Source organism: Flavobacterium sp. 22659 (assembly GCF_052044235.1).
In the GTDB taxonomy this organism is placed as follows: domain Bacteria; phylum Bacteroidota; class Bacteroidia; order Flavobacteriales; family Flavobacteriaceae; genus Flavobacterium; species Flavobacterium johnsoniae.
Genome location: NZ_JBQEMU010000001.1, coordinates 424,383 through 447,226, shown reverse-complemented (window position 1 = coordinate 447,226; position 22,844 = coordinate 424,383). Strand labels below are relative to the sequence as shown.

Genomic DNA, 22,844 nt, shown 5'->3' with positions numbered 1-22,844 from the left:
TGCTCTGAACCAGCTGAGCTAATCGCCCTATTTTACTAGGTTGCTATCGTTTGTGATTGCGAGTGCAAATATACGCTAGTTTTTGAGTTCTGCAAAGAAATTCGAATAAAAAATAAAACTTTTTTTAAAATAAGTTCTATTTCGTTGTTTATGAATTTGTTAAAAAATAGATTTTTTTCTATTTTTTTACTGAGGTTGGTCTTTACTTAAGACAATGGCAATTCGGCAACAATAAAAGTACTTCCGCCAACGTAAATAAAATCATTTTTTGAGGCATTTTGTTTGGCTTTCGCGAAAGCGCTTTCAACTGAATCGTATTTTTCTCCAATTAAACCGAAGTTTTTAGCTGCGTTTTGCAATGTTTCAGTCGGTAAACCACGGGAAGAATTTGGACTGCAGAAATAATATTGCGCCTCTTTTGGGAAAAGTGGCAAAATAGAATCCAGATCTTTATCATTTACAACACCCAAAACAATATGCAGTTTTTCATATTTCTCATTTCGAAGCTGATTCATTACCACCGATAATCCGTGTTTGTTGTGCGCCGTATCACAGACAATTTTTGGGTTTTCACCCAATTGCTGCCATCTTCCCTGCAACCCTGTATTTTTAACCGTATTCAATAATCCTGATTTCAGGCTTTCATCTGAAATTTTGAAATCAGTTGTTTCATTTACGATTTTAATAGTCTGCTGAACCGTCTTTTTATTATGAAACTGATAATCGCCAATTAAGTCTGACGGAAAAACTTCTGAAATTAAATCTGAAGCAAAATAGATTGGCGCTTTGTTTACTTCGGCTTTAGCCAAAAATACAGGCTGTGTTTCCGGAGTATATTCGCCAATTACAACCGGAACATTTGGTTTAATAATTCCCGCTTTTTCGCCTGCAATGGCTTCAAGCGTATTTCCTAAAAACTGCGTATGGTCTAAACCAATATTGGTAATTACCGAAACCAATGGCGTAATAATATTAGTTGCGTCGAGTCTTCCGCCCAAACCAACTTCAATAATCGCGATATCTGTTTTTTCTGTAGCAAAATAATCAAACGCCAAACCAACGGACATTTCGAAAAAGCTCATATCATTGGCTTCAAAGAAATCTTTGTGTTTTGCGATAAATTCACACACAAAATCTTCGATGATTTCCTGACCGTTTATTTTGATTCTTTCTCTGAAATCTTTTAAGTGCGGCGACGTGTACAAACCTACTTTATAACCCGCTTCCTGCAAAACCGAAGCCAGCATGTGCGATGTTGATCCTTTTCCGTTTGTTCCCGCAACATGAATCGTTTTTAATTTCTTTTCCGGATTACCAAGATGCTCTGCCAGTAACTTGATGTTAGTCAGGTCTTCTTTGTATGCCGAAGCACCCTGAAGCTGATACATTGGTAATTGATTAAACATCCAGTTTGTTGTTTCCTGATAGTTCATTTTATTTGGATAAAATAGTGTGTAATTGAAATAATTTTCAGTTTTTTTAGTTTAATATTACAATGAAAATTATCTTTATTGCAAAATTGAAATATTTTTTAGAATTAATTATTAAAAACCAGAATTAAAATATGTTTAGCTACATTCAATTACAAGCTGATACTCTCGCAAACGCATCAAACGTAGTGATCGAAAAAATTGCACCAGAAACCGAAATCTCTGTTTTAGGCTTTATCTTAAAAGGAGGTTTTTTCTTAATACCAATCGCACTTTTATTATTTTATACGATTTACGTAATTTTTGAGCGTTACTTATATATTCAAAAAGCGTCAAGAATCGATTCTAGATTAATGCAGGATGTGGGTGATAAATTACATGCCGGAAATATTGAATTAGCCAGAACAATTGTAGAAAGAAACGATACAGCTGTTGGAAATATTCTAAAAGAAGGTGTTTTAGTAATTGGAAGACCAATTGCCGAAATCGAATCTAATATGGACCGCGCTGCTGATATTGAAATTGGAGAAATGGAAAGACGTTTAGGCCACTTAGGACTTATCGCTGGTATTGCACCAACGCTTGGTTTTATTGGAACGATTTCTGGGGTAATTAAAATTTTCTACAGTATATCGGTTACAGAAAATATCAGTATCGGAAATATCTCTGGTGGTTTATACGAAAAAATGATTAGCTCTGGTTCAGGACTTATCGTGGGAATTATCGCGTATAGCGCTTACCACTTACTGAACGGAAAAATTGATGATTTTGCTTTAAAAATCCAGAAACAGATATTAGAATTTGTAAACATAATTCAAAGATCATAAGGTATGTCAATTAAGAGAAAAAGAAGATTTCACGCTGAGGTTGCGACTTCATCTTTGAGTGACATTATGTTTTTCCTGCTGTTGTTTTTCCTTATTATCTCAACACTGGCAAATCCGAATGTTATTAAGATGACGCTTCCAAAAGCGAAATCAAATGAAAAAACGAATAAACAATTAATTAGTTTATCAGTTACAGAAGACAAGCAGTTTTACATCGACAAACAGCCCGTTCCTTTTGAAGAACTGGAAACTACTTTAATGAACAAAATAGGTGCTGATAAATCACAGACTGTTGTAGTTAGAATTCCGTTTAATCTGCAGGTGCAAGACTTAGTTGATGTATTGCAGATAGGAGTGAAGAACAATTTGAAGTTTGTAATTGCTACAAGTCCGAAGTAAAAAAAACATACACAATCAAGTCATTGCGAGGAACGAAGCAATCTCAGTTCTATAAGTAAGCACAAAGGTATACTTAATGTTATTGCTTCGTTCCTCGCAATAACATAAAAAAGGCTTTCTGAAAATCATCAGAAAGCCTTTTTTTATAAGAACAGATTTCGTGAAAATCCGTGAAATTCGTGTTTTAATTCAAGCTGAAATTATAAATAATCTTTCCAACTTGTTTTACAGGTGCATCATCATCAGACTGCCATTTAGTATTCATTGCGGCAATTTTTGCCTGTTCTAGTAAACAACTTGCCGTATTGGTTGTTCCTTTTATTCCAGGAGTGGCGCTTATGGTTTTTCCGTTTTGATCAACCGTAACTTCAACTACTACTTTTCCTTCTTCGTTACAAGTGTATTTTGGTGCTGGTTTAGATAATGCTTTTCTGTTTCCTAAAGAATATCCAGATCCGCCTCCAGAACCACCGCCGCTTCCGGCTCCGTAACCGCTTCCTGTTCCAATACCATTTCCGGTTCCATTACCGCCTCCGGTTCCTCCGCCAGAACCTCCAGATCCGTAATAACCGCTTGAACCTAAACTTCCGTTTGATTTACCTTTATTTCCGGCAGCTTTATCATCGCCGTCTCCGCCTTTGTTTGATCCTTTCATGATACTTGCCAATGCGTCGTTTGTAGAGTTAGAAACTTTTGGTTTTTCGGGAACCACTTTAGTTTCTGGTTTTACAACTGGAGTATTTTTTTTAGGTTTTTCTTTTGTTGGTATAACAACATCTGTTTCATCTGTCTCGGCATTTTCCTGAGAAAGAATAGATTCGTCCGGCGTTGCTTTTGCCGGAGCTTGTTTGGCGTTGTTTTTTACATCCAGAACTTCGCTTTTATAATTTGCTCCAGAACCTACATCGCTGTCACCAAAATTTACCGTTACACCGCCGCCACCGCCGCCTTCTGCAAGTGCAGAGTTGTTCTCTGGATTATAAGGAGGCCAAAAACGGATAAAAAACAACAATAGTATAATTACCGCATATATTGCAGTAGTGAATAGTAATGATTTCTTTTTATCTGAAGAAATGGTGAAACTCATTGTAATTCTGAATTTTGAAATTGTATTATTAAAAACGTTTAAAAGTACTAAAAATTGTTTAGAATGAAAGAGAGAATTTAACCGCAATCCCGATGGCTATCGGGAGCAAAGGTTTACGCAAGGTTCGCAAAGGAGTTTGTTTTTAAATCTCGCAAAGTCACGAAGTAGCAAAGTTTTTCTTTTTTTAGTTTCTTTGCGACTTCGCGACTTTACGACAAATAAACTAGCGTTCTTTGCGCAAATCTTTGCGTTCCTTGCGGTTAAACTTAGATAAAAAAAACGAGCCAACAATAATGCGGCTCGTTTAGAATAAAGTATATAATAAGATTATACTAATTGTTTCAACGCAATTTCAAAAGCAGTTGCGCTGATATTTGTTTTAGACGAACTTAAAGCATGAGCCTTAACAATTGCATTTTTTATAGTTTCTGAAGTATCATTAAAAATAGCCTCATCTGTCATTTGAACTTTTTTCTCCATGAAATAAGCAAAAACTCTTGCCATTCCGCAGTTTGAAATAAAATCAGGAATCAAGCTTACTTTGCGGTCTACTTCTTCCATAATAGAACCAAAGAAAATTTCTTTGTCAGCAAAAGGAACATTTGCACCGCAAGAAATTACTTCTAATCCGTTTGCAATTAAATTATCGATTTGTCCCTGAGTTACTAATCTTGATGCAGCACAAGGCGTGAAAATCTCAGCACCAATAGTCCAGATTTTAGAGTTGATTTCTTCAAACGGGATCATATTTTCAGCAACTAATTTGTTACCGTCTTTATTTAAAAACAAAGTTCTGATTTCTTCAAAAGAAAAACCATCTTCTTTAATCAATCCGCCGTCGCGATCAATAATTCCAATAACTTTTGCGCCCATTTCAGCTAAATAAAAAGCAGCAGCAGAACCTACGTTTCCAAAACCTTGTACGATTGCTTTTTTACCTTTAATGTCGCCGCCGTAAGTTGCGTAAAAATGACGAACTGCTTCTGCAACACCAAAACCAGTAATCATGTCGGCAACTGTATATTTTCTGGTTACATCTGGAGAGAATTTCGGGTTTTCAATTACCTTAATAACACCTTGACGCAATTGACCAATTCTGTTTATTTTATCAGCTTCGGTAGGTTTAAAGTGTCCGTTAAAAACACCTTCCTGCGGATGCCATACACCACATTCTTCGGTCATTGGAATTACTTCGTGGATTTCATCAACATTTAAATCTCCTCCGGTTCCATAATAACTTTTTAATAAAGGAGAAACGGCTTTGTACCAACGCTGCAAAACACCTTTTTTGCGAGGATCGTTTGGGTCAAAATTAATTCCAGATTTAGCTCCTCCAATTGCGGGACCAGAAACTGAGAATTTAACTTCCATAGTTTTTGCCAATGACAAAACTTCGTTCATGTCTAAGCCTTTTCTCATTCTTGTTCCTCCACCTGCAGCTCCTCCGCGAAGTGAATTAATAACAGTCCACCCTTCGGCTTCTGTTTCTGAATCTTTCCAATTGAAAACAATTTCAGGTGCTTTGTTTTCAAATTGTTGTAATAAATCTTTCATTTTGTTGTGATATGTTTATTTTGCGTAAATGTATAAAATAGAATAATGCGAATAATGTATTTTGCATCAAATTTATAAAACAAAAAAGAAAAGCCGAAAACTATTTGGTTTTCGGCTTTTTGAATATTTAAAAAATTAAGAATTATTGTCCTAATAAATGTTTTTTCAAAGTTTCGTCAACTGGTTTATCAGAAAGCCAGATTCCGAATAATGCTTTTTTGAAATCAAATCCCTGAATTTTTCCTTTCAGAATTTCGTTTTTAGAAACATAAACATTTTGATCAAGGGGGTTGTATGCTAAAACAAACACATCTTTTTCTGTAATAGCATCACTTAAATAACTTTTTAACTGCTCGATTCTAGGTCGTAATTCTTCAAGATTACTTCCTGCCGATTTCTCAAAACCGGTATTCATCGCTTTTGTTAATTTATTTGATGAAACCATTGATGAAGTAATTTCAATGCGAATGGCCATCTCTGTATCGCTGTCGATAATAAATTGCGGATCCTGACTTAACTGCGATAAGTACAATGCCTGAACATAAACTTCTAACCACATTTTTGATCTTCCACCAGCGCCGTTAAGTTGTAAAGTTTTGCCCTGAAATTCAATTTTTCGTGGAACGGTAACACCATTTACTTCTAAGTGAGTTTGTGCAGAAACTTCAGAAAACTGTAGACTTAAAAGGAGTGTAAGTACTAGTAAAATCTTTCTCATACTCTGTCAATTATTTAATTTTTGGTCAAAAATAATGTTAATTTATCAATTTTATTGATATGTTGAGCAAGTTTTTTTCTTTTGTTTTTTGAATTTTTTTGTTCTATTGCTTTAATAATCAAATTAGTAAGACTTGTTTTACGTAGATTTGCCCGCTTTATGAATTGTTTAATCTTTTACTGATAAGAATTGTCTTAGAAAAAGAATTTTTTTTGCATAATTTTTTAATTTTTTTGATGCTGAGTTTTAGAAAATTCGCTGCAGGATTATTGCTTCTGTATTATAAATAGTGAATATTTACGAAAACGTTATCGTTATCGCTGCTGATCTATTAAATTTATATGCATGCATTGTAAATTACGCATTTAAAAATTATCTTTGAAAGCCTTTTTTATAAAAAGACATTTCAAAAAAACAAATAATAAAAAACCACATAAACTGAATTTTCAATTTGGTTTAGAAAAACAATAAAATAAAAACTATGGATTTTAATCTTACCGAAGAACATTTAATGATTCAGCAAGCTGCAAGAGATTTTGCTCAAAATGAATTATTGCCAGGAGTTATTGAACGCGACGAAAAACAAATTTTTCCAACTGAACAAGTTAAAAAAATGGGAGAACTTGGATTTATGGGAATGATGGTTGATCCAAAATACGGCGGAAGCGGACTTGATGCAATTTCTTATGTAATTGCTATGGAAGAAATTTCTAAAATTGATGCTTCAGCTTCTGTAGTAATGTCGGTAAATAATTCTTTAGTCTGCTGGGGATTACAGGAATTTGGAACTGAAGAACAAAAACAAAAATATTTACCGGGATTGGCTTCGGGTCAAATTCATGGGGCTTTTTGTTTGAGCGAGCCAGAAGCGGGAAGTGATGCTACTTCGCAAAAAACAACTGCGATTGATATGGGCGATCATTATTTGGTAAACGGAACTAAAAACTGGATTACTAACGGAAACACAGCTTCTGTATATTTAGTAATTGCACAAACGCATCCTGAATTAAAACATAAAGGAATCAATGCGTTGATTATGACTAAAGATATGCCTGGTTTTTCTGTTGGTCCAAAAGAGCAAAAAATGGGAATCCGTGGTTCTGATACGCACTCTTTAATGTTTACGGATGTTAAAGTTCCAAAAGAAAACAGAATCGGCGAAGATGGTTTTGGGTTTAAATTTGCAATGAAAACTTTAGCAGGCGGTAGAATTGGTATTGCATCTCAGGCTTTAGGAATTGCTTCCGGAGCTTATGAACTAGCGCTAAAATATTCTAAAGAGCGTAAAGCTTTTGGAACTGAAATCTGCAACCATCAGGCAATTGCTTTTAAATTGGCAGATATGGCGGTTAATATCGAAGCAGCGCGTCACTTATGTATGAAAGCGGCTTGGGATAAAGACAATCATAAAAATTATGACGTGAGCGGTGCAATGGCAAAATTATTTGCTTCTCAGGTTGCAATGGATACTGCGGTTGAAGCAGTTCAGATTCATGGAGGAAACGGTTATGTAAAAGAGTATCATGTAGAGCGTTTTATGCGTGATGCAAAAATTACTCAGATTTATGAAGGAACTTCAGAAATCCAGAAAATTGTAATTTCAAGAGCCGTTATCGCAGGATAAATTCTCTTTAAAATATATTTTAAACCCTTTCAGCTTTTAGTTTGAAAGGGTTTTTTTATGAATATTCTATTACTTTTCATAAGTTTATAGTTTCAAGTAAAATAATACTTTCAATCCATTAATAAACTAACCGCAAAATACCATGAAAAAACTATACTTTTTACTTCCGTTTGTTTTTTTAGCTTGTAAATCAGGAACTTCAACTGTAAATGAAAAAGAATCAAAAACAGAAGCAAAGCCTGTTGAGATTAGTTATAAAGTAGAAGAGTCTGAAGTGTCAGATTTTTTAAAATACCTTTCTTCGGATGAATTAGAAGGTCGTGACACGGGAACAAAAGGAATCGAAAAAGCAGCTGTTTTTTTAGAAGATTTTTTTAAAAAGAACAATGTCAAACCTTATTTTAAAACTTATCGCGATACTTTAACCAATTTTAAACTTCCGGCTTTTAATATTGTTGGAGTTTTAGAGGGAACAGATCCGGTTCTTAAAAATGAATATGTAGTTTTAAGCGCACATTATGATCATATTGGAATTGAAAAGAAACAGCAGCCAGATCAAATTTACAACGGTGCAAATGATGATGCATCCGGAGTTACAGCTGTAGCGCAGATGGCGAAATATTTCAGCAAAACCAAATCGAATAAACGAAGCATTCTTTTTGTGTTTTTTGCCGGAGAAGAAAAAGGACTTCTGGGTTCTAAAAGCATGGTTCAGAAACTCAAAGCACAAAATTTTAATTTATATACACAGCTGAATATCGAAATGATAGGCGTTCCTATGAAACGTGATTATCTGGCTTATATTACTGGTTTTGATAAATCGAATATGGCCGAAAAAATAAATGAATATACAGGAAAAAAGACAATCGGATTTTTACCAAAAGAAGCCGAATACAAATTGTTTTACAGATCTGATAATTATTCGTTTTATGATGTTTTTAAAAAGCCATGTCAGTCTTTGAGTACTTTCGATTTTGAAAATTTTGATTTTTATCACCATGTTTCAGATGAATTTAAAGTAATGGATATTCCGCATATTACTAACTTTATTCAGGAGTTACTTCCGGCTGTAACCAAAATAAGTACTTCGCCGACTCAGGAAATTGTAATGAATAAATAACAGTTCTTTATTTTGGTTTTCCTTATTTTTGCTTCATGAAAAATATTATTGTTACCGGAACGAGTAGAGGTATTGGCTACGAATTGGCTTTGCAGTTTGCCAACGCCGGAAATCAGGTTTTAGCGATTTCAAGAAAAACTCCAAAATCACTTTTAGAACATCAAAATGTAACCTGCCTGGCAATTGATCTGGCAGATGAAACCGCTTTGGAGGAAGTAGAAAAATTTCTTTCTTCAAGCTGGAAAAAAGTAGATGCGTTAGTTCATAATGCCGGAACCTTACTTTTAAAACCTTTTGCTGAAACAACCCAAGCCGATTTTGAAAGTATTTATAAAGTAAATGTTTTTGCTGTAGCTAATCTTACCAGAATCTGTCTGCCTTATTTACAAAAAGGAAGCCACGTTGTAACGATTAGTTCGATTGGCGGTGTACGCGGCAGTCTTAAGTTTGCCGGATTAGCGGCATACAGTTCAAGTAAAGGCGCTGTGATTACTTTAACCGAATTATTGGCAGAAGAATATAAAGAGCAAGGTATTTCATTTAATGTTCTGGCTTTGGGCTCGGTTCAGACAGAAATGCTTAATGAAGCTTTTCCAGGATATCAGGCGCCAATTTCTGCTGAAGGAATGGCCGCATATATTTATGATTTTACTCTTAACGGAAATAAATATTTTAACGGAAAAGTATTAGAAGTTTCATCGACAAATCCGTAAATAGTTATGAATTGTGAGTTATGAATTATAAGTGAGAGTATTGTAAAAACTAAAAGTTTTGAGTTAGCCGTAAGAGGAGTTAATTTTTATAAATGGCTGGTTGCAGAGAGAAAAGAATTTGTAATGAGTAAACAATTTTTACGTTCAATTACTTCAGTTGGTGCAAATGTTAGAGAAGCTGTCAATGCACAAAGTAAACCTGATTTTATTCATAAATTGTCAATCGCTCAGAAAGAATGTGATGAATCAATGTATTGGTTAGAAATATTAATTGCAACGAATTATATTACTAATACTGAATTTGAGTCAATGCATAAACAATGCGAGGAAGCACTAAAAATCATAAAAAGTATAATCATAACCACAAAGAAAAAACTCATAACTTATAACTCATAATTTATAATTATTTTGAGCGATACATTAGCAAAATATATTCCCGAACATGCTGTAAAGCCTGTTTTTGATTTGATTGTAGCCAATCAGGTGCATTTGAAGATCGTAAACGAACGTCAGACACGTCATGGAGATTACAGGCGTGGACCTAGCGGTAAACATGAAATTACGGTTAATGCAAGTTTGAATAAATACAGGTTTATGATTACGCTGATTCATGAAATTGCACATTTGGTTGCTTTTGAAAAATTCGGTCGAAATATAAAACCACACGGAAATGAATGGAAATTTACTTTTCAAAGATTAATGGTTCCGTTTATTCGGCCAGAGATATTTCCGAGTCAGATATTACCTTTATTAGCAAGACATTTTAAGAATCCGTCGGCGAGCAGTGATACAGATACAACTTTGTCTTTGGCATTAAAGCAATTTGATACAGACAACGACAAAAGTTATGTTTTTGAAATCCCTTTTGGAAGCGTTTTTAGGATCAAAAACGGAAAAGTATTCAAGAAACTAGCAGTTCGTACCAAACGTTTTGAATGCATTGAAATAAGCTCTGGAAAAACATATCTTTTTAATCCAAATGCTGAAGTTGAATTGATGGATTAGAAAATTCAATTCATAAATATATCCAAAAAAAAATCCCAAATTCCAATTTAAACAACTTGGAATTTGGGATTTTATGTATTGTAAATTTTAAAAGTTTAAAGACCTCTTAAATATGCTTCACGTACTTTCTTGAACAGGTTAGAAGAGTATACGAACTTAACAATATCTTTATTGTCTGTTTTAAAGATTTCTTCTTTAGTTCCCTGCCAGGCTTTTAATCCTTTTTTTAGGAAAACAATATTTTCACCAATTTCCATCACAGAGTTCATGTCGTGAGTATTAATTACGGTAGTGATATTGTATTCTTTCGTGATTTCCTGAATCAGATTATCAATCAAAGTAGAAGTATTCGGGTCCAGACCTGAGTTTGGTTCATCGCAAAACAAATATTTCGGATTGTTTACAATAGCACGAGCAATCGCAACACGTTTCTGCATACCTCCGGAAATTTCAGAAGGTAATTTTTTATGAGCATCTATCAGATTTACTCTTTCTAAAACAAAATCAACACGTTCCTGAATTTGTGCTTTATTGTTTTTGGTGAACATTTTTAACGGGAAAGCCACATTTTCTTCAACTGTCATCGAGTCAAATAATGCAGAACCTTGAAATACCATCCCGATTTCGGTTCTTAATTCACGTTTTTCGTCTTTATCTAAATCAGAATAAACTCTTCCGTCAAATTCAATTGTTCCTGAGTCAGGTGTGTGAATTCCTAAAAGTGTTTTTAATAAAACTGTTTTTCCAGACCCACTTTGTCCAATAATCAAGTTGGTTTTTCCAGTTTCAAATACCGTCGAAACGCCTTTTAAAACTTTACTGTCACCAAATGATTTTTCTATATTTTTTACTTCTATCATTATCCTAATAATAATTGAGTTAATATATAATTTAAAAGGATGATAGTAACAGATGTCCATACAAATGACGTTGTACTAGCCTTACCAACTTCTAATGCACCACCTTTCATGTAATATCCATGAAAAGACGGAATTGTTGCCAATAACATTGCAAATATTAAAGTCTTTATAAAGGCATAAGTAATATGAAATGGTATGAAATCTTTCTGGGCTCCCATGATAAAATCTGCTCCGGTTGAAAATCCTCCGTAAGCACAAGCAAGCCATCCTCCAAAAATTCCTAAAAACATACTAATCCCAATAACAAAAGGGTACATTAATAAAGCTATGATTTTTGGGAAAACAAGGTAGTTTACTGAGTTAACTCCCATTACTTCTAAAGCATCTATCTGTTCTGTAACGCGCATTGTTCCAATACTTGAAGTAATGTAAGATCCCATTTTTCCGGCCATAATTACCGAAATAAAAGTAGGGGCAAACTCTAAAACTACAGATTGACGTGTAGCAAAACCAATAAGATATTTTGGGATTAAGGGATTGGTTAAATTTAATGCCGTTTGAATGGCAACAACTCCTCCAATAAAAAATGATATAAAGCAGACAATTCCAAGTGAATCAATAATCAAATCATCAATTTCTTTGAAAATTAAATTTTTCATAACAGGCCATTTGGTCTGTTTATTGAAAATTTCCTTCAGCATTAAAAAATATTTTCCTATTTGGGATAAATAACGAATTAGCATCATAAGTTTTAAATATTGGCTAAATTAAGGATTAGTTTACAGTTTACCGTTTCAGTTTGCAGTTTTTTAATTTTTTTTAAGATTAAAAAAGCTTTTCTTTCATCTTTTTTAAACGATAATTTCTAATAAATTTAGCTTGTTCAGGGGTAACTAATAAAGGAGTTTTTGCTTTTTGGGCCTTCAAAAAACCTTTGATATAATCTAAAAAGAGAAACGGCTTTTTCTTCATCATTGCCAGTTTTGCCGAAGCAATTGCAGTAATCCAAAAACCATAACCTAAAGTATAAAAAGCTTCGCCTTGTTTGTAGCGGGCAGTTTTGTTGTAATTTGCACCAGTTGGTTTTAGATGTTTTACATGTAAAGAATCATCGGTAACAATTTTCCAATCGTAATATTTACAAAGTAATTCATCTACAGTGTCCCATCCCATTGCTGGTCGTAAGCCTCCAATTTGCTGGAAAGTCTCTTTTCGGTACGCTTTTAAAGCTCCGCGAATATGATCTTTATCGGTTAGATTTTCTAAAACCCATTCGCCGTTTTTATCAATATAGCAGAATCCGCCGGCCATTCCAATTTTTGGATCTGATTCGAAATGTTTGATGATGGTTTCGAAATAGTTTGGCGGGAAAATTAAGTCGCCGTCTATTTTTACAATAATATCGTAATCAGAATCCAGAGTTTCAAAACCTTTCTGGAAAGCCTGTATTACTTTGCTTCCCGGTAAATGAATCGCATCTGAAGTTTTGTTTACAACAGAAATATACGGATTATCTTTTGTAAAACTTAATACAACTTCTTCCGTTTTATCTGTCGAATTGTCGTTTACAACTACAACTTTTGCAGGCAGAACAGTTTGAGTAACCAGAGATTGTAAAGTCAGGCCAATTAAATCTTGTTCGTTATGAGCGGGAATGACGATGTAATATTTCATTTTAAGAATTTTAGATTTTGGATTTTAGACTTTAGATTCTGTGAAAGTCATCTAAAAATCAAAAATCAAAAACCGTTAATCTGCAATCTTAGTTCTTAACCTTTTCAGCTGCAACAATATAATATCTTGGAGTAAAATATCGTAATAATGGTCTGATTCCAAGTTTTTTTACCGGATGTGTAAATTGCAGACGATCTGTTATTTTCCATCCTGTTTTTTCTAAAAGCCAGTCCAATTGCCAGTCTTCAAATTCGTGGTAATGTCTGTCCCACATATCTGTTTTAGAACGATAAGCAGGTGAGAACCATAAACGCAGCGGAATTGAAATTAACAATTTGTCGCATTTTACGTTTTCTAAAATTGTGTATGGATTTAGTAAATGTTCGAAAATTTCAAATGCTGTAAAAACAGTATACTCTTCTGTTTGCAAAGCAGTATGATCGTTATCTAAATCTTCGCCTTTTGTGTTTTTAACGGTATATCCGTTTTCTTCCATTATTTTAGAAAATGGATTTGGTACGCCAAAATCAAAAATGGTTTCTGATGTGCTAACGTGCTTTTGTAAAAACTCTAAGGTAAGTTTGAATCTTTTATTCGGAAACGTTTTTTCGTACATAGTTATTGCGAGGAACGAAACAAGCTCTCGTTCTTGATTTTAATTAGGTCGCAAATATACTAAAAAAGTCCGCACTATAAGATGCGGACTTTTTTAAGTTTTCAGTCTCAGTCACAGTATTCAGTCTAAGAAACTGAATACTGTGACTGTAAACTGCGACTAGTATCGGTAAACAAAAGCATTAATATTCATTCCGGCTCCAACTGAAGCAAAAATAACAACATCGCCTTTGTTGATTTCCTGGTTTTCAATTTTTCCTTGTAAAATTAAATCGAATAAGGTTGGAACAGTTGCAACACTGCTGTTTCCCAGATCATGAATGCTCATTGGCATGATGTCTTTTGGCGGCGTTTTATCGTAAAGTTTGTAGAAACGCTCGATAATTGCTTCGTCCATTTTTTCGTTTGCCTGATGGATTAAGATCTTTTTTACTTCGTCAATGGCAATACCGCTTTTATCTAAACAGCTTTTCATCGCGCACGGAACATTGCTCAAAGCAAATTCGTAAATTTTACGTCCATACATTTTGATGTATTTGATATCCGGATCTAAATCTGGATTATACGATTTTCCGAAGAAAAGATAATTAGCTTCATCATTGGCATAAGTAGCGCTTTCGTAAGATAATAATCCTGCTTCATCTGTTGATGCTTCTAAAATAGAAACTCCGGCTCCATCTGAATAAATCATCGAATCACGATCATGATCGTCAACAACTCTTGATAAAGTTTCAGCTCCAATTACCATTACTCTTTTTGCCATTCCGGATTTAATAAAAGCATTTGCCTGAAGCACGCCTTCAATCCAGCCCGGACATCCAAAAAGAATGTCGTAAGCCACACATTTAGGATTTTTGATTCCTAATTTGTTTTTTACACGTGTTGCTAAACTTGGCAGAATATCAGTTTGATGAGTTCCGGTTTTTACATCGCCAAAGTTGTGAGCGAAAATAATATAATCTAAAGTTTCAGCATCGATTCCAGCATTTGCAATAGCTTTTTGAGCTGCGAAAAATGCTAAATCAGATGCAGTATATTGAGGTTCGGCATAACGGCGGTTTTGAATTCCCGTAATACCTTTAAATTTTTTAATTACAACTTCATTCGGATAACCAAAAGGAGTTCCGTCCTCATTTAAAAAAACATGTTTGTCAAAATCTGTGTTTTTTACTTCTAAATTAGGAATATAACTCCCAATACCAATAATTTTTATTTTCATTTTTGCCCGTTATTATCCGATAAATTTCATGCTAAAGTATAAATAAAAATATGATAACTATCATAAAAAATACTATGCATGCATATAATTATGAAATAACGATTTTTTAGAAGATATATTGTTTATTTTTTAATGATTTTTTGCTTTTTCCGAGATTTCAAACGTTTGAGATTGATTGTTAAACTTAAATTTTATTTATTTATATTTTTTGAAATGTTATAAAACTGAATAGTATTTTCTAGAATGTTATAAAAATTTAAAATTGATTTTTTAAGTCAAAATAATTCAATGAAATTATAATTTGTCAGTTTTGTAAAACTTCGATATAAAACAAAACCCGACAAGTTTCTAGAACCTGCCGGGTTTAAATATGTATAAAAACTATTTTTTAGTTTTCCATGTAAGCTTCAATAGGAGCACAGCTGCAAACTAGGTTTCTGTCACCATAAGCGTCGTCTACGCGGCGAACAGATGGCCAGAATTTATTATCAGCGATATACTCTAATGGATAAGCCGCTTTTTCTCTAGAATAAGGGAAATCCCAAGAATCAGAAGTTAACATTGCTAATGTGTGAGGTGCATTTTTTAATACATTGTTTTTGTCATCAGCAGTTGCAGCTTCAATTTCTTTTCTGATTGAGATAAGCGCATCACAAAAACGATCCAATTCAGCTAAATCTTCAGATTCAGTTGGTTCAATCATTAAAGTTCCGGCAACAGGAAAAGAAACCGTAGGAGCGTGGAAACCGTAATCCATTAAACGTTTAGCGATATCACCAACCTCGATTCCGTTTTCTTTAAATGCACGGCAATCTAAAATCATTTCGTGAGCAGCTCTTCCGCATTCTCCAGTGTAAAGAATTGGGTAGTGGCCTTCGAAACGAGATTTCATATAGTTCGCATTCAAGATTGCGTGCTCTGTAGCACTTTTTAATCCTTCAGCACCCATCATTGTGATGTAGCCGTAAGAGATTAAACATACTAAAGCAGATCCGTAAGGTGCAGATGAAATAGCAGTAATTGCTTGTTCGCCGCCTACTTTTAAGATTGGGTTTGTTGGCAAGAACGGAACTAATTTTTCGTTCACACAAATTGGTCCAACTCCAGGCCCGCCGCCGCCGTGAGGAATAGCAAATGTTTTGTGTAAGTTTAAGTGACAAACGTCAGCACCAATTGTAGCAGGATTTGTTAATCCAACCTGAGCGTTCATGTTTGCACCATCCATATATACTAATCCGCCATTGTCGTGGATTAATTTAGTGATTTCAATAATCGAAGATTCAAAAACTCCGTGAGTAGAAGGATATGTTACCATTAAACAAGATAAATCATCTTTGTGTTCAATTGCTTTTTCTCTTAAATCTTCTACGTCAATATTTCCTTCCGGAGTAGTTTTTGTAACGATGATTTTCATTCCGGCCATAGCTGCAGAAGCAGGATTTGTTCCGTGAGCCGATGAAGGAATCAAACATACATTACGGTGACCTTCGTTTCTTGATAAATGGTAAGCACGAATAGCCATTAAACCAGCATATTCTCCCTGAGCTCCAGAGTTTGGCTGTAATGTTGTTCCGGCAAAACCAGTAATTACATTTAATTGCTGCTCTAATTTTTTAAGCATTGTGATATAACCTTCTGCTTGCTCAACTGGTGCAAACGGGTGAATGCTGTTCCAGTTTGGCATTGAAAGAGGCAGCATTTCAGAAGCAGCATTTAATTTCATCGTACAAGAACCTAATGAAATCATCGAATGATTCAACGATAAATCTTTACGCTCTAATTTTTTGATGTAACGCATTAATTGGCTTTCAGAATGATGATTGTTGAAAACATCATGTGTCAAGAAAGAAGATGTTCTTTCTAATGAAGCTGGTAATTGACTAGCTGTAGTTAATTCAGAAACCGTAACAGCTTCTTTACCTAAAGCTTCAGCAAAAATTGCAATGATTTGGTTGATGTCTGCAACAGAAGTTGTTTCGTTTAATGAAATCGAAACTGATTCAGCATCAGGATAAAAGAAGTTAACTTCGTTTTTCTCAGCAATCGCTTTTACTTTTTGCGCATCAGCTTTTACTAAAATTGTATCAAAGAAAGCTGTGTTTGTTTGGAAAACTCCTAATTTATTTAAAGCTTCAGCAGTAGTAACTGCAGATGCGTGAACTTTGTTTGCAATATATTTCAATCCTTTTGGTCCGTGGTAAACAGCGTACATTCCGGCCATAACTGCTAGTAAAACCTGAGCAGTACAAATATTAGAAGTTGCTTTTTCACGTTTAATGTGCTGTTCACGAGTTCCTAAAGCCATACGTAAAGCGCGGTTTCCGTTTGCATCAACAGAAACTCCAATAATACGGCCCGGCATTGAACGTTTGTACTCATCTTTAGTCGCAAAATATGCTGCGTGAGGACCACCGTAACCCATTGGTACACCAAAACGCTGAGTTGTTCCAACTACTACTGCAGCTCCCATTTCTCCCGGAGAAGTTAAGGCAGCTAATGATAAAATATCAGCAGCAAAGGCAACTTTAATTTCATTTTCTTTTGCTTTAGCAACAAAAGCACCGTAATCGTTTACCTGACCGTATTTTCCTGGGTATTGTAAAATAGCTCCGAAAAACTCAGTTGAAAAATCAAATGTTTCGTGGTTTCCAACAACTAATTCAATTCCAATTGGAGTTGAACGCGTTTGAAGTACAGATAAAGTCTGAGGTAAAATTTCTTCAGAAACGAAGAATTTGTGTGTATTATTTTTCTTTTGATCTCTCGTACGAACGTCAAATAATAACGCCATAGCTTCTGCAGCTGCAGTTCCTTCATCTAATAAAGAAGCGTTAGCAATTTCCATTCCTGTTAACTCAATAACAGTAGTCTGGAAATTTAAGATAGCTTCAAGACGACCTTGAGCAATTTCTGCCTGATAAGGTGTGTAAGCTGTATACCATCCCGGGTTTTCAAAGATGTTTCTCTGAATTGGAGCCGGAACGATAGTTGGATGATAACCCAAACCAATATAGGATTTGAATACTTTATTTTTCTTTCCTAATTCCTGAATGTGGTTTGCGAATTCGTATTCTGTCATAGCAGGATCTAAATTCAAAGGAGCTTTTAAACGAATATCGTCCGGAAGGGTTTCATAAACAAGTTGTTCAATCGAGTCAACACCAATTGTTTGTAACATGTGTTGAAGATCTGTTTCTCTTGGACCAATGTGTCTTAAAGCAAAAGCATCTGTTTTCATTTGTAGCAGTCTATTTTTTAAAGATCAAAAGTAATTTGCCGGGTGTTTTATTTGACGTAATCTCATGCTACACAAGGTTTATTACATTTTATAGTAAATGTGTTGTTTTTTTGTGGCGCAAAATTAAGTATTATTAATAATTTAATGGGTATTTTTAACTTCAATTTTTGTCAATTTTCTAACTAAAGAGTTGATTTGTTACCAATTGATTAGATTTCGGGATATGAAACTTCTAAAACAAATATTTAATTTTTATTTAAACAGCAGTATTCACGTGGCTTTATCGTGTTATGCTTTAGTTCGAATTACGTTTCATGTATTTCATATTCAATACGATGCGCCAATGGCGTTATTTGTTTTTTTTGGAACAATTGTAGGATATAATTTCGTAAAATATGACGCATTAGTCCGCGTAAAGAAAAATCCAATTGGGACTCAATTAAAAATTATCGCCGTTTTAAGTTTTATTTCTTTGATTTTGGTTGGTTATTATTTTTTTCATTTAAAGCGGATTACTCAAATTGTCTCTGTAGTGATTTTTTTGATAACGGCACTTTATACGCTTCCGTTTTTCCCAAACCGAAGAAATGCCCGAAACTGGGCAGGAGTTAAAATTTATATTGTAGCACTTTGCTGGGTTGGTGCGACTTTGGTTTTACCTTTAATAAATGCCGAAATTCCGTTTACAACAGATTTCTTCATCAAATGCATTCAGCGTTTTGTATTGGTTTTTGTTTTGATATTGGTTTTCGAAATTATCGATTTGGCAAATGACGATCCGCATTTGCAAACCGTGCCGCAGACAATTGGCGTTAAGAAAACAAAACTGTTAGGCTTTTTACTTCTGATTCCGTTTTGGTTTTTAGAAGTTTTTATTTCAACATTCAATTACCACGATGCTATTATAAATCTTATCATGGTGACTATGCTGATGTTATTTATCTTTTTTGCCAACTCAAACCGTTCTAAATATTACACTTCCTTTTGGGTTGAAAGTGTACCCATTTTTTGGTGGCTGATGATTGTGTTTTTATAAAAATAATTTGGGCGTGACCCTCCGGGTCGGGCTTTCGGCTATATCTTTTATTCCGCTCCGCTGCATAAAAGGATACCGCCTCTATCCCTCACGCAAAACGTAAAACGAGGAAATTCATTTTTAAAAGAAGATTGCGTTTAAATATTGGGCTTTGCCAAATTAATTTGTTAAAATCTGCGTGAGAAAAAATTATTTCGCTTTCTGTTCCGCCAAAGCTTTACTCAATTCAGCTTTTGCTTCATTTAGTTTTTTTCTTTTTTGTCGATTTTTTCATTGCTTTCCTTGTCTTTAATCGCTTCGTTCAAATCGGCAGTTCTTTCGTTGACTTCTTGCTGTTTCTCTTTTACCTTTTTGTCAAGATCTTTGTTGACTGTTTTGGTGGTGCAGTTTTTTTTGGTTTGCGCAATAGCTTCTTCAACACCTTTAATCTGATTTTTATTTCCAGCTTTTTTTGCAGCAACCAATTTTGTGTTTAATTCACAAAGCTTTCTTTCACATCCTTTTAAATTTGTACAATTGCTTTGAGAAAATCCGATAAAAGAAATGGTAAAGAAAACTACAGTTAATATCGTTTTTAATTTCATAAGTATACTTTTTTGATTTCTAATTATTCATTTTAAGGATAATACTTATAAAAGTAAGCAAATTATATTAAACGACTTTTCCGAAATGGCTTTCAAAATCTTATTTCTTTCCAAAAGAAAATTAGTAAGATGCTTTTCCAAAAACAAAATATCAAAAAGTTCTCCGAATATTCCAAACGGAGTTTCGTATTGCAATTTGTCTTTCATAATTGTAAAGCCATTTTCCTCTTCAAAAATATGTTCGTGTTTAAACGATTTGAATTTGCCTTTCTCCATTTCATCCACAAAATAATCATAGAGATTCATTGCCGTAATTCGACTTTTGTGAGTAAGGTAAAGCCCAAAATGTTTACCTCGCCAAGTTACGGTTTCGTTTAAATTAATTAAACCAGATGTTACACCCGCAATTGCTTTTTCTTTTGACGGACTTGCCGATTGCTGGTGAATGTCGATATTTCTTGCGGCGTCAAAAACGATTTGTTTTGAGGCTTTTATTTGGTTTCGAGGTTTATTGTTGTCATGATTTAAGTCTGTTTTTTACTTACTCTTGTCATTTCGGCGAAATGACAAACTATGTGAATTTGGGTTCTAAATTAAATCTCGAAAAGCCTCATCAATATTCCCAAACTTAAATCGAAACCCATTTTCTAAAAGACGTTTCGGAACTACATTTCGACTTTTTAAAACCAATTCTGTTTCTGTTCGAATAATAAAAGATCCAATTTCCAGAAAGAATTTATTCAGCGGAATTCCGAAAGGAAAACCAGCTGCTTTTCGAAGTTTCTGCATAAAATTGACATTACGAATAGGTTCAGGAGAAACAATATTAATAACGCCAGTCATTTCTTTTTCAATAATAAAGTCAACAGCATTGGCAAAATCATCTTCATGAATCCAGCTTACAAACTGATTTCCATTTCCCTGTTTTCCTCCAAAACCAATTTTTGCCAAAGTCTTTAAAGGAACAAAAGCACCGCCATTTTTTCCTAAAACAATTGAAGTTCGCAAAGCCGTTTTTAAAGTTTTTGGAGTTTCGGTTTTAAAGAATGCTTTTTCCCATGAAAGTGCAACATTTATAGAAAAGTCATTTCCAATTTCACCATCAGCTTCATTCATTTGTTTGTCAAGAGAATATCGATAAATGGTTGCGGTTGATGAATTCAGCCAATGTTTCGGCGGATTTTGACAATTTAAAACGGCTTTATTTAGAATTTTGGTGCTTTCAATTCGGGATAAAAGAATCTCTTTTTTATTCTTTTTCGTATAACGACAGTCAACTGATTTTCCGGCAAGATTGATTAAAACCGTTGCATTTTCTAATTCCTTTTCCCAGCCGGAAAGAGTTCTGGCATTCCAGTTTACATATTTTATTCCGTCAATTGTCTGAGATTTTCCGCGTGTTAGAATTACAATTTCTTCAAATTTATTTTTAAAATGATGGACTAAAACTTGTCCGAGAAAACCTGTTCCGGCAGCTATAATAAGTTTGTTCATTTGTTGAGTTTTGTTTTGTGTCGAATCAAACCCGACAGTCCCGAAGCCTCGGGAGAAAACCTGCCGGGTTTAGTTACGAATTAAGCTTTAAAAACCAATCTTTCTTCTCTTTGAGCTTCTTTTGCTTTTCTTTTTCCTCTAAAAAAGAAATATAAATTGAAGAATAACATGATGCCAAGATAAATAGAAAATCCTCCAATTTTGTAACTTAAATTTTCAATTAATTCCTGATAACTGTCACGGTTTAACTGCATTTCCAAAATCATTAAGGCAAAACCAATGTTTAAAAGATAAAATCCGGTTTCAAAAAGTTTGTTGGTTGCCTGAGCAATATCTTCACGGCCTTTAAATATATCAAGCATAAAGATTTTTCCGTTTTTAAAAAGAGTTTTAGAAACGTAATATGTTAATAATAAAGCGACTGGTAAATAGATTCCGTAACCGATTATAATTTTTGTAGTTTCCATAATATTTAGTTTTTATTGTTATGAATTAGTTTTTGAGCGTATTTAGTTATAATTAAAATGTTGAGGTAATGCAGAATTGAAATAATAAAAATTATAACAGCTGTTTTTATGCAGATGGTTTCAATTAATTGAGTGGATGAAATAATTTTTTGCCAGGAAATTAAAGTCATAGCACAATAGCCAATATTTAAAAGATAATAGGCGAGAAGTAAAACCTGATTTATTTTCTGGCAGAGATCGGCATGGTTTGGAATTAGCTCTAAAACAAAAACATTTCCGTTTTTGTAACAGATTTTTCCAACTTTTAGGATAATGAAAATAGTTATGATGAGATAAATAAAATAACCAATAATATTAAAATTCATGATTTCCAGGTTTACAAGGTTTAATACATTTCTTCCAGAACAGGAATAACCTGCAGTTTTCTTTTATTTTTTACCGTAATTTTTGATCCTTTAGCCAGAAAAATAGAAGTTGGTTTTTGAGTTTGAAGAAATCCGAAATCACTTCCATAATTTTTTTCAAAATCAATATCAATGCGATGATTTAAGACTTCATATTGTTCCCATCTTGGATGTGTAACTTCGTATTCAAAAGTAGTTTCTTGATCAATTTTTGTATACCCAAAATAATGTTCAGTAATAAATTCAGCTTCAGAATCATTTTCAATTTGTGTCAATACATTTTTAGTTTCTAATTCAATTGTATTCCACTCTTTGTCATTTTTCCATTGATAAATAAAAGTATTGGTATTGTTACTTTCAATAATTTCATGTCTCATTTTCTGAGTTTCATAATGTTCCTGATACAAAGTATTGGCAATAAATGTGATTGCTTTTTTAGGAACAATCTCTTTTATGAAAACCACTCCGCGTTTCCATTCGGCGTTTTCAAAACGTTTTACATAAAATCGCAGATTGACTTCTTCAAAATCAACATGAAAAGGAACTTTAATACCTAAAACTTTGGTGTTTTTAAACATAAAACCAACCAGACTGACATAACATTTGTTGTTCCAAATATCGATTTCTGTTCCTTCGGGAAGATATTTTTCTAAAATTTCTCTATCAACCTCATAATTAAATAAGGCTAAATTTTTCCATTCTGCTTTTAAGAAATCCATTTTAATTGTTTTTAAATTTTTAAACTTTCAGAAAAAATTGAAAGTTTGAATTAAATT

23 protein-coding genes are annotated in these 22,844 nt (G+C 33.8%); 8 read left to right on the top strand and 15 right to left on the bottom strand.

Going from position 1 to position 22,844, the window contains the following annotated elements; genetic code table 11:
• Positions 1 to 206 precede the first annotated feature (206 nt).
• Positions 207 to 1,433, bottom strand: coding sequence for a bifunctional folylpolyglutamate synthase/dihydrofolate synthase (locus ACTJIW_RS02200; RefSeq protein ID WP_440715281.1), 1,227 nt, complete (start codon positions 1,431 to 1,433; stop codon positions 207 to 209).
• Between the two features lie 131 nt (positions 1,434 to 1,564).
• Between ACTJIW_RS02200 and ACTJIW_RS02195 the strand changes: the two genes are divergently transcribed.
• Both ACTJIW_RS02195 and ACTJIW_RS02190 read left to right on the top strand, forming a co-directional pair.
• A complete protein-coding gene (locus ACTJIW_RS02195; RefSeq protein WP_012022552.1) occupies positions 1,565 to 2,257 on the top strand; it encodes a MotA/TolQ/ExbB proton channel family protein in 693 nt (230 codons plus the stop codon).
• 3 nt (positions 2,258 to 2,260) lie between these two features.
• On the top strand, positions 2,261 to 2,656 hold the full coding sequence (locus ACTJIW_RS02190) for an ExbD/TolR family protein (RefSeq protein ID WP_057124347.1): 396 nt from the start codon (positions 2,261 to 2,263) through the stop codon (positions 2,654 to 2,656).
• 184 nt (positions 2,657 to 2,840) lie between these two features.
• Here the strand turns inward: ACTJIW_RS02190 and ACTJIW_RS02185 are convergent, their stop codons facing one another.
• From ACTJIW_RS02185 to ACTJIW_RS02175, 3 genes are all read right to left on the bottom strand, one after another.
• Positions 2,841 to 3,743, bottom strand: coding sequence for a hypothetical protein (locus ACTJIW_RS02185; RefSeq protein WP_073409137.1), 903 nt, complete (start codon positions 3,741 to 3,743; stop codon positions 2,841 to 2,843).
• Between the two features lie 327 nt (positions 3,744 to 4,070).
• A complete protein-coding gene (locus ACTJIW_RS02180; RefSeq protein WP_012022549.1) occupies positions 4,071 to 5,297 on the bottom strand; it encodes a Glu/Leu/Phe/Val dehydrogenase dimerization domain-containing protein in 1,227 nt (408 codons plus the stop codon).
• Between the two features lie 142 nt (positions 5,298 to 5,439).
• The gene (locus ACTJIW_RS02175) at positions 5,440 to 6,015 is read right to left on the bottom strand and encodes a chalcone isomerase family protein (protein WP_012022548.1); all 576 of its coding nucleotides are present in this window, start codon (positions 6,013 to 6,015) and stop codon (positions 5,440 to 5,442) included.
• A 481-nt stretch (positions 6,016 to 6,496) separates the two neighbouring features.
• Between ACTJIW_RS02175 and ACTJIW_RS02170 the strand changes: the two genes are divergently transcribed.
• The 5 genes from ACTJIW_RS02170 to ACTJIW_RS02150 all read left to right on the top strand — a co-directional run bounded on the left by ACTJIW_RS02170 (position 6,497) and on the right by ACTJIW_RS02150 (position 10,477).
• A complete protein-coding gene (locus ACTJIW_RS02170) occupies positions 6,497 to 7,639 on the top strand; it encodes an acyl-CoA dehydrogenase (RefSeq protein WP_440715282.1) in 1,143 nt (380 codons plus the stop codon).
• Between the two features lie 142 nt (positions 7,640 to 7,781).
• Positions 7,782 to 8,759, top strand: a complete 978-nt coding sequence (locus ACTJIW_RS02165; protein WP_012022546.1) for a M20/M25/M40 family metallo-hydrolase — start codon at positions 7,782 to 7,784, stop codon at positions 8,757 to 8,759.
• Positions 8,760 to 8,794: 35 nt separating this feature from the next.
• Positions 8,795 to 9,472 (top strand): SDR family NAD(P)-dependent oxidoreductase, encoded by a 678-nt coding sequence (locus ACTJIW_RS02160; protein ID WP_012022545.1) that lies wholly within the window; start codon positions 8,795 to 8,797, stop codon positions 9,470 to 9,472.
• A gap of 24 nt (positions 9,473 to 9,496) precedes the next feature.
• Complete coding sequence (locus ACTJIW_RS02155) at positions 9,497 to 9,868, top strand: four helix bundle protein (RefSeq protein ID WP_440718430.1); 372 nt, start codon at positions 9,497 to 9,499, stop codon at positions 9,866 to 9,868.
• 12 nt (positions 9,869 to 9,880) lie between these two features.
• On the top strand, positions 9,881 to 10,477 hold the full coding sequence (locus ACTJIW_RS02150) for a SprT-like domain-containing protein (protein ID WP_012022543.1): 597 nt from the start codon (positions 9,881 to 9,883) through the stop codon (positions 10,475 to 10,477).
• Between the two features lie 95 nt (positions 10,478 to 10,572).
• Here ACTJIW_RS02150 and ACTJIW_RS02145 read toward each other — a convergent pair whose 3' ends face one another.
• The 6 genes from ACTJIW_RS02145 to gcvP form a co-directional block, all read right to left on the bottom strand.
• Positions 10,573 to 11,337, bottom strand: coding sequence for an ABC transporter ATP-binding protein (locus ACTJIW_RS02145; RefSeq protein ID WP_012022542.1), 765 nt, complete (start codon positions 11,335 to 11,337; stop codon positions 10,573 to 10,575).
• Positions 11,337 to 12,083, bottom strand: coding sequence for an MlaE family ABC transporter permease (locus ACTJIW_RS02140; RefSeq protein ID WP_012022541.1), 747 nt, complete (start codon positions 12,081 to 12,083; stop codon positions 11,337 to 11,339). The genes ACTJIW_RS02145 and ACTJIW_RS02140 overlap by 1 nt, the downstream gene beginning before the upstream one ends.
• A gap of 79 nt (positions 12,084 to 12,162) precedes the next feature.
• Complete coding sequence (locus ACTJIW_RS02135) at positions 12,163 to 13,011, bottom strand: glycosyltransferase (RefSeq protein ID WP_440715283.1); 849 nt, start codon at positions 13,009 to 13,011, stop codon at positions 12,163 to 12,165.
• Positions 13,012 to 13,099: 88 nt separating this feature from the next.
• On the bottom strand, positions 13,100 to 13,627 hold the full coding sequence (locus tag ACTJIW_RS02130; RefSeq protein WP_121360057.1) for a methyltransferase: 528 nt from the start codon (positions 13,625 to 13,627) through the stop codon (positions 13,100 to 13,102).
• Positions 13,628 to 13,786: 159 nt separating this feature from the next.
• Positions 13,787 to 14,845 carry a 3-oxoacyl-ACP synthase III family protein gene (locus tag ACTJIW_RS02125; RefSeq protein WP_121360058.1) on the bottom strand — a complete coding sequence of 353 codons (1,059 nt, stop codon included), beginning with the start codon at positions 14,843 to 14,845 and terminating at the stop codon, positions 13,787 to 13,789.
• Between the two features lie 388 nt (positions 14,846 to 15,233).
• Positions 15,234 to 18,083, bottom strand: coding sequence for an aminomethyl-transferring glycine dehydrogenase (gene gcvP / locus ACTJIW_RS02120; RefSeq protein ID WP_440715284.1), 2,850 nt, complete (start codon positions 18,081 to 18,083; stop codon positions 15,234 to 15,236).
• Positions 18,084 to 18,306: 223 nt separating this feature from the next.
• Here gcvP and ACTJIW_RS02115 point away from each other — a divergent pair, with 223 nt between their 5' ends.
• Positions 18,307 to 19,119, top strand: a complete 813-nt coding sequence (locus ACTJIW_RS02115; protein WP_440715285.1) for a hypothetical protein — start codon at positions 18,307 to 18,309, stop codon at positions 19,117 to 19,119.
• Positions 19,120 to 19,361: 242 nt separating this feature from the next.
• Here ACTJIW_RS02115 and ACTJIW_RS02110 read toward each other — a convergent pair whose 3' ends face one another.
• From ACTJIW_RS02110 to ACTJIW_RS02090, 5 genes are all read right to left on the bottom strand, one after another.
• On the bottom strand, positions 19,362 to 19,703 hold the full coding sequence (locus tag ACTJIW_RS02110) for a DUF1090 domain-containing protein (RefSeq protein WP_440715286.1): 342 nt from the start codon (positions 19,701 to 19,703) through the stop codon (positions 19,362 to 19,364).
• Between the two features lie 588 nt (positions 19,704 to 20,291).
• A complete protein-coding gene (locus ACTJIW_RS02105) occupies positions 20,292 to 21,197 on the bottom strand; it encodes a TIGR01777 family oxidoreductase (protein WP_440715288.1) in 906 nt (301 codons plus the stop codon).
• A gap of 80 nt (positions 21,198 to 21,277) precedes the next feature.
• The gene (locus tag ACTJIW_RS02100) at positions 21,278 to 21,664 is read right to left on the bottom strand and encodes a hypothetical protein (protein WP_440715289.1); all 387 of its coding nucleotides are present in this window, start codon (positions 21,662 to 21,664) and stop codon (positions 21,278 to 21,280) included.
• A 5-nt stretch (positions 21,665 to 21,669) separates the two neighbouring features.
• A complete protein-coding gene (locus ACTJIW_RS02095) occupies positions 21,670 to 22,029 on the bottom strand; it encodes a hypothetical protein (RefSeq protein ID WP_073409088.1) in 360 nt (119 codons plus the stop codon).
• A gap of 20 nt (positions 22,030 to 22,049) precedes the next feature.
• Positions 22,050 to 22,787 (bottom strand): YqjF family protein, encoded by a 738-nt coding sequence (locus ACTJIW_RS02090; RefSeq protein WP_440715290.1) that lies wholly within the window; start codon positions 22,785 to 22,787, stop codon positions 22,050 to 22,052.
• Between the last annotated feature and the right edge of the window lie 57 nt (positions 22,788 to 22,844).

Excerpts from the sequence above, each read along its gene's own strand:
- ACTJIW_RS02195 (WP_012022552.1), top strand. The coding sequence starts at position 1,565 with ATGTTTAGCTACATTCAATTACAAGCTGATACTCTCGCAAACGCATCA.
- ACTJIW_RS02180 (WP_012022549.1), bottom strand. The coding sequence starts at position 5,297 with ATGAAAGATTTATTACAACAATTTGAAAACAAAGCACCTGAAATTGTT.
- ACTJIW_RS02135 (WP_440715283.1), bottom strand. The coding sequence starts at position 13,011 with ATGAAATATTACATCGTCATTCCCGCTCATAACGAACAAGATTTAATT.
- ACTJIW_RS02160 (WP_012022545.1), top strand. The coding sequence starts at position 8,795 with ATGAAAAATATTATTGTTACCGGAACGAGTAGAGGTATTGGCTACGAA.
- ACTJIW_RS02110 (WP_440715286.1), bottom strand. The coding sequence starts at position 19,703 with ATGAAATTAAAAACGATATTAACTGTAGTTTTCTTTACCATTTCTTTT.
- ACTJIW_RS02145 (WP_012022542.1), bottom strand. The coding sequence starts at position 11,337 with ATGATAGAAGTAAAAAATATAGAAAAATCATTTGGTGACAGTAAAGTT.
- ACTJIW_RS02175 (WP_012022548.1), bottom strand. The coding sequence starts at position 6,015 with ATGAGAAAGATTTTACTAGTACTTACACTCCTTTTAAGTCTACAGTTT.
- ACTJIW_RS02125 (WP_121360058.1), bottom strand. The coding sequence starts at position 14,845 with ATGAAAATAAAAATTATTGGTATTGGGAGTTATATTCCTAATTTAGAA.
- ACTJIW_RS02165 (WP_012022546.1), top strand. The coding sequence starts at position 7,782 with ATGAAAAAACTATACTTTTTACTTCCGTTTGTTTTTTTAGCTTGTAAA.
- ACTJIW_RS02105 (WP_440715288.1), bottom strand. The coding sequence starts at position 21,197 with ATGAACAAACTTATTATAGCTGCCGGAACAGGTTTTCTCGGACAAGTT.
- ACTJIW_RS02170 (WP_440715282.1), top strand. The coding sequence starts at position 6,497 with ATGGATTTTAATCTTACCGAAGAACATTTAATGATTCAGCAAGCTGCA.
- ACTJIW_RS02190 (WP_057124347.1), top strand. The coding sequence starts at position 2,261 with ATGTCAATTAAGAGAAAAAGAAGATTTCACGCTGAGGTTGCGACTTCA.
- ACTJIW_RS02130 (WP_121360057.1), bottom strand. The coding sequence starts at position 13,627 with ATGTACGAAAAAACGTTTCCGAATAAAAGATTCAAACTTACCTTAGAG.
- ACTJIW_RS02090 (WP_440715290.1), bottom strand. The coding sequence starts at position 22,787 with ATGGATTTCTTAAAAGCAGAATGGAAAAATTTAGCCTTATTTAATTAT.
- ACTJIW_RS02200 (WP_440715281.1), bottom strand. The coding sequence starts at position 1,433 with ATGAACTATCAGGAAACAACAAACTGGATGTTTAATCAATTACCAATG.
- ACTJIW_RS02095 (WP_073409088.1), bottom strand. The coding sequence starts at position 22,029 with ATGAATTTTAATATTATTGGTTATTTTATTTATCTCATCATAACTATT.
- ACTJIW_RS02115 (WP_440715285.1), top strand. The coding sequence starts at position 18,307 with ATGAAACTTCTAAAACAAATATTTAATTTTTATTTAAACAGCAGTATT.
- ACTJIW_RS02185 (WP_073409137.1), bottom strand. The coding sequence starts at position 3,743 with ATGAGTTTCACCATTTCTTCAGATAAAAAGAAATCATTACTATTCACT.
- gcvP (WP_440715284.1), bottom strand. The coding sequence starts at position 18,083 with ATGAAAACAGATGCTTTTGCTTTAAGACACATTGGTCCAAGAGAAACA.
- ACTJIW_RS02140 (WP_012022541.1), bottom strand. The coding sequence starts at position 12,083 with ATGATGCTAATTCGTTATTTATCCCAAATAGGAAAATATTTTTTAATG.
- ACTJIW_RS02100 (WP_440715289.1), bottom strand. The coding sequence starts at position 21,664 with ATGGAAACTACAAAAATTATAATCGGTTACGGAATCTATTTACCAGTC.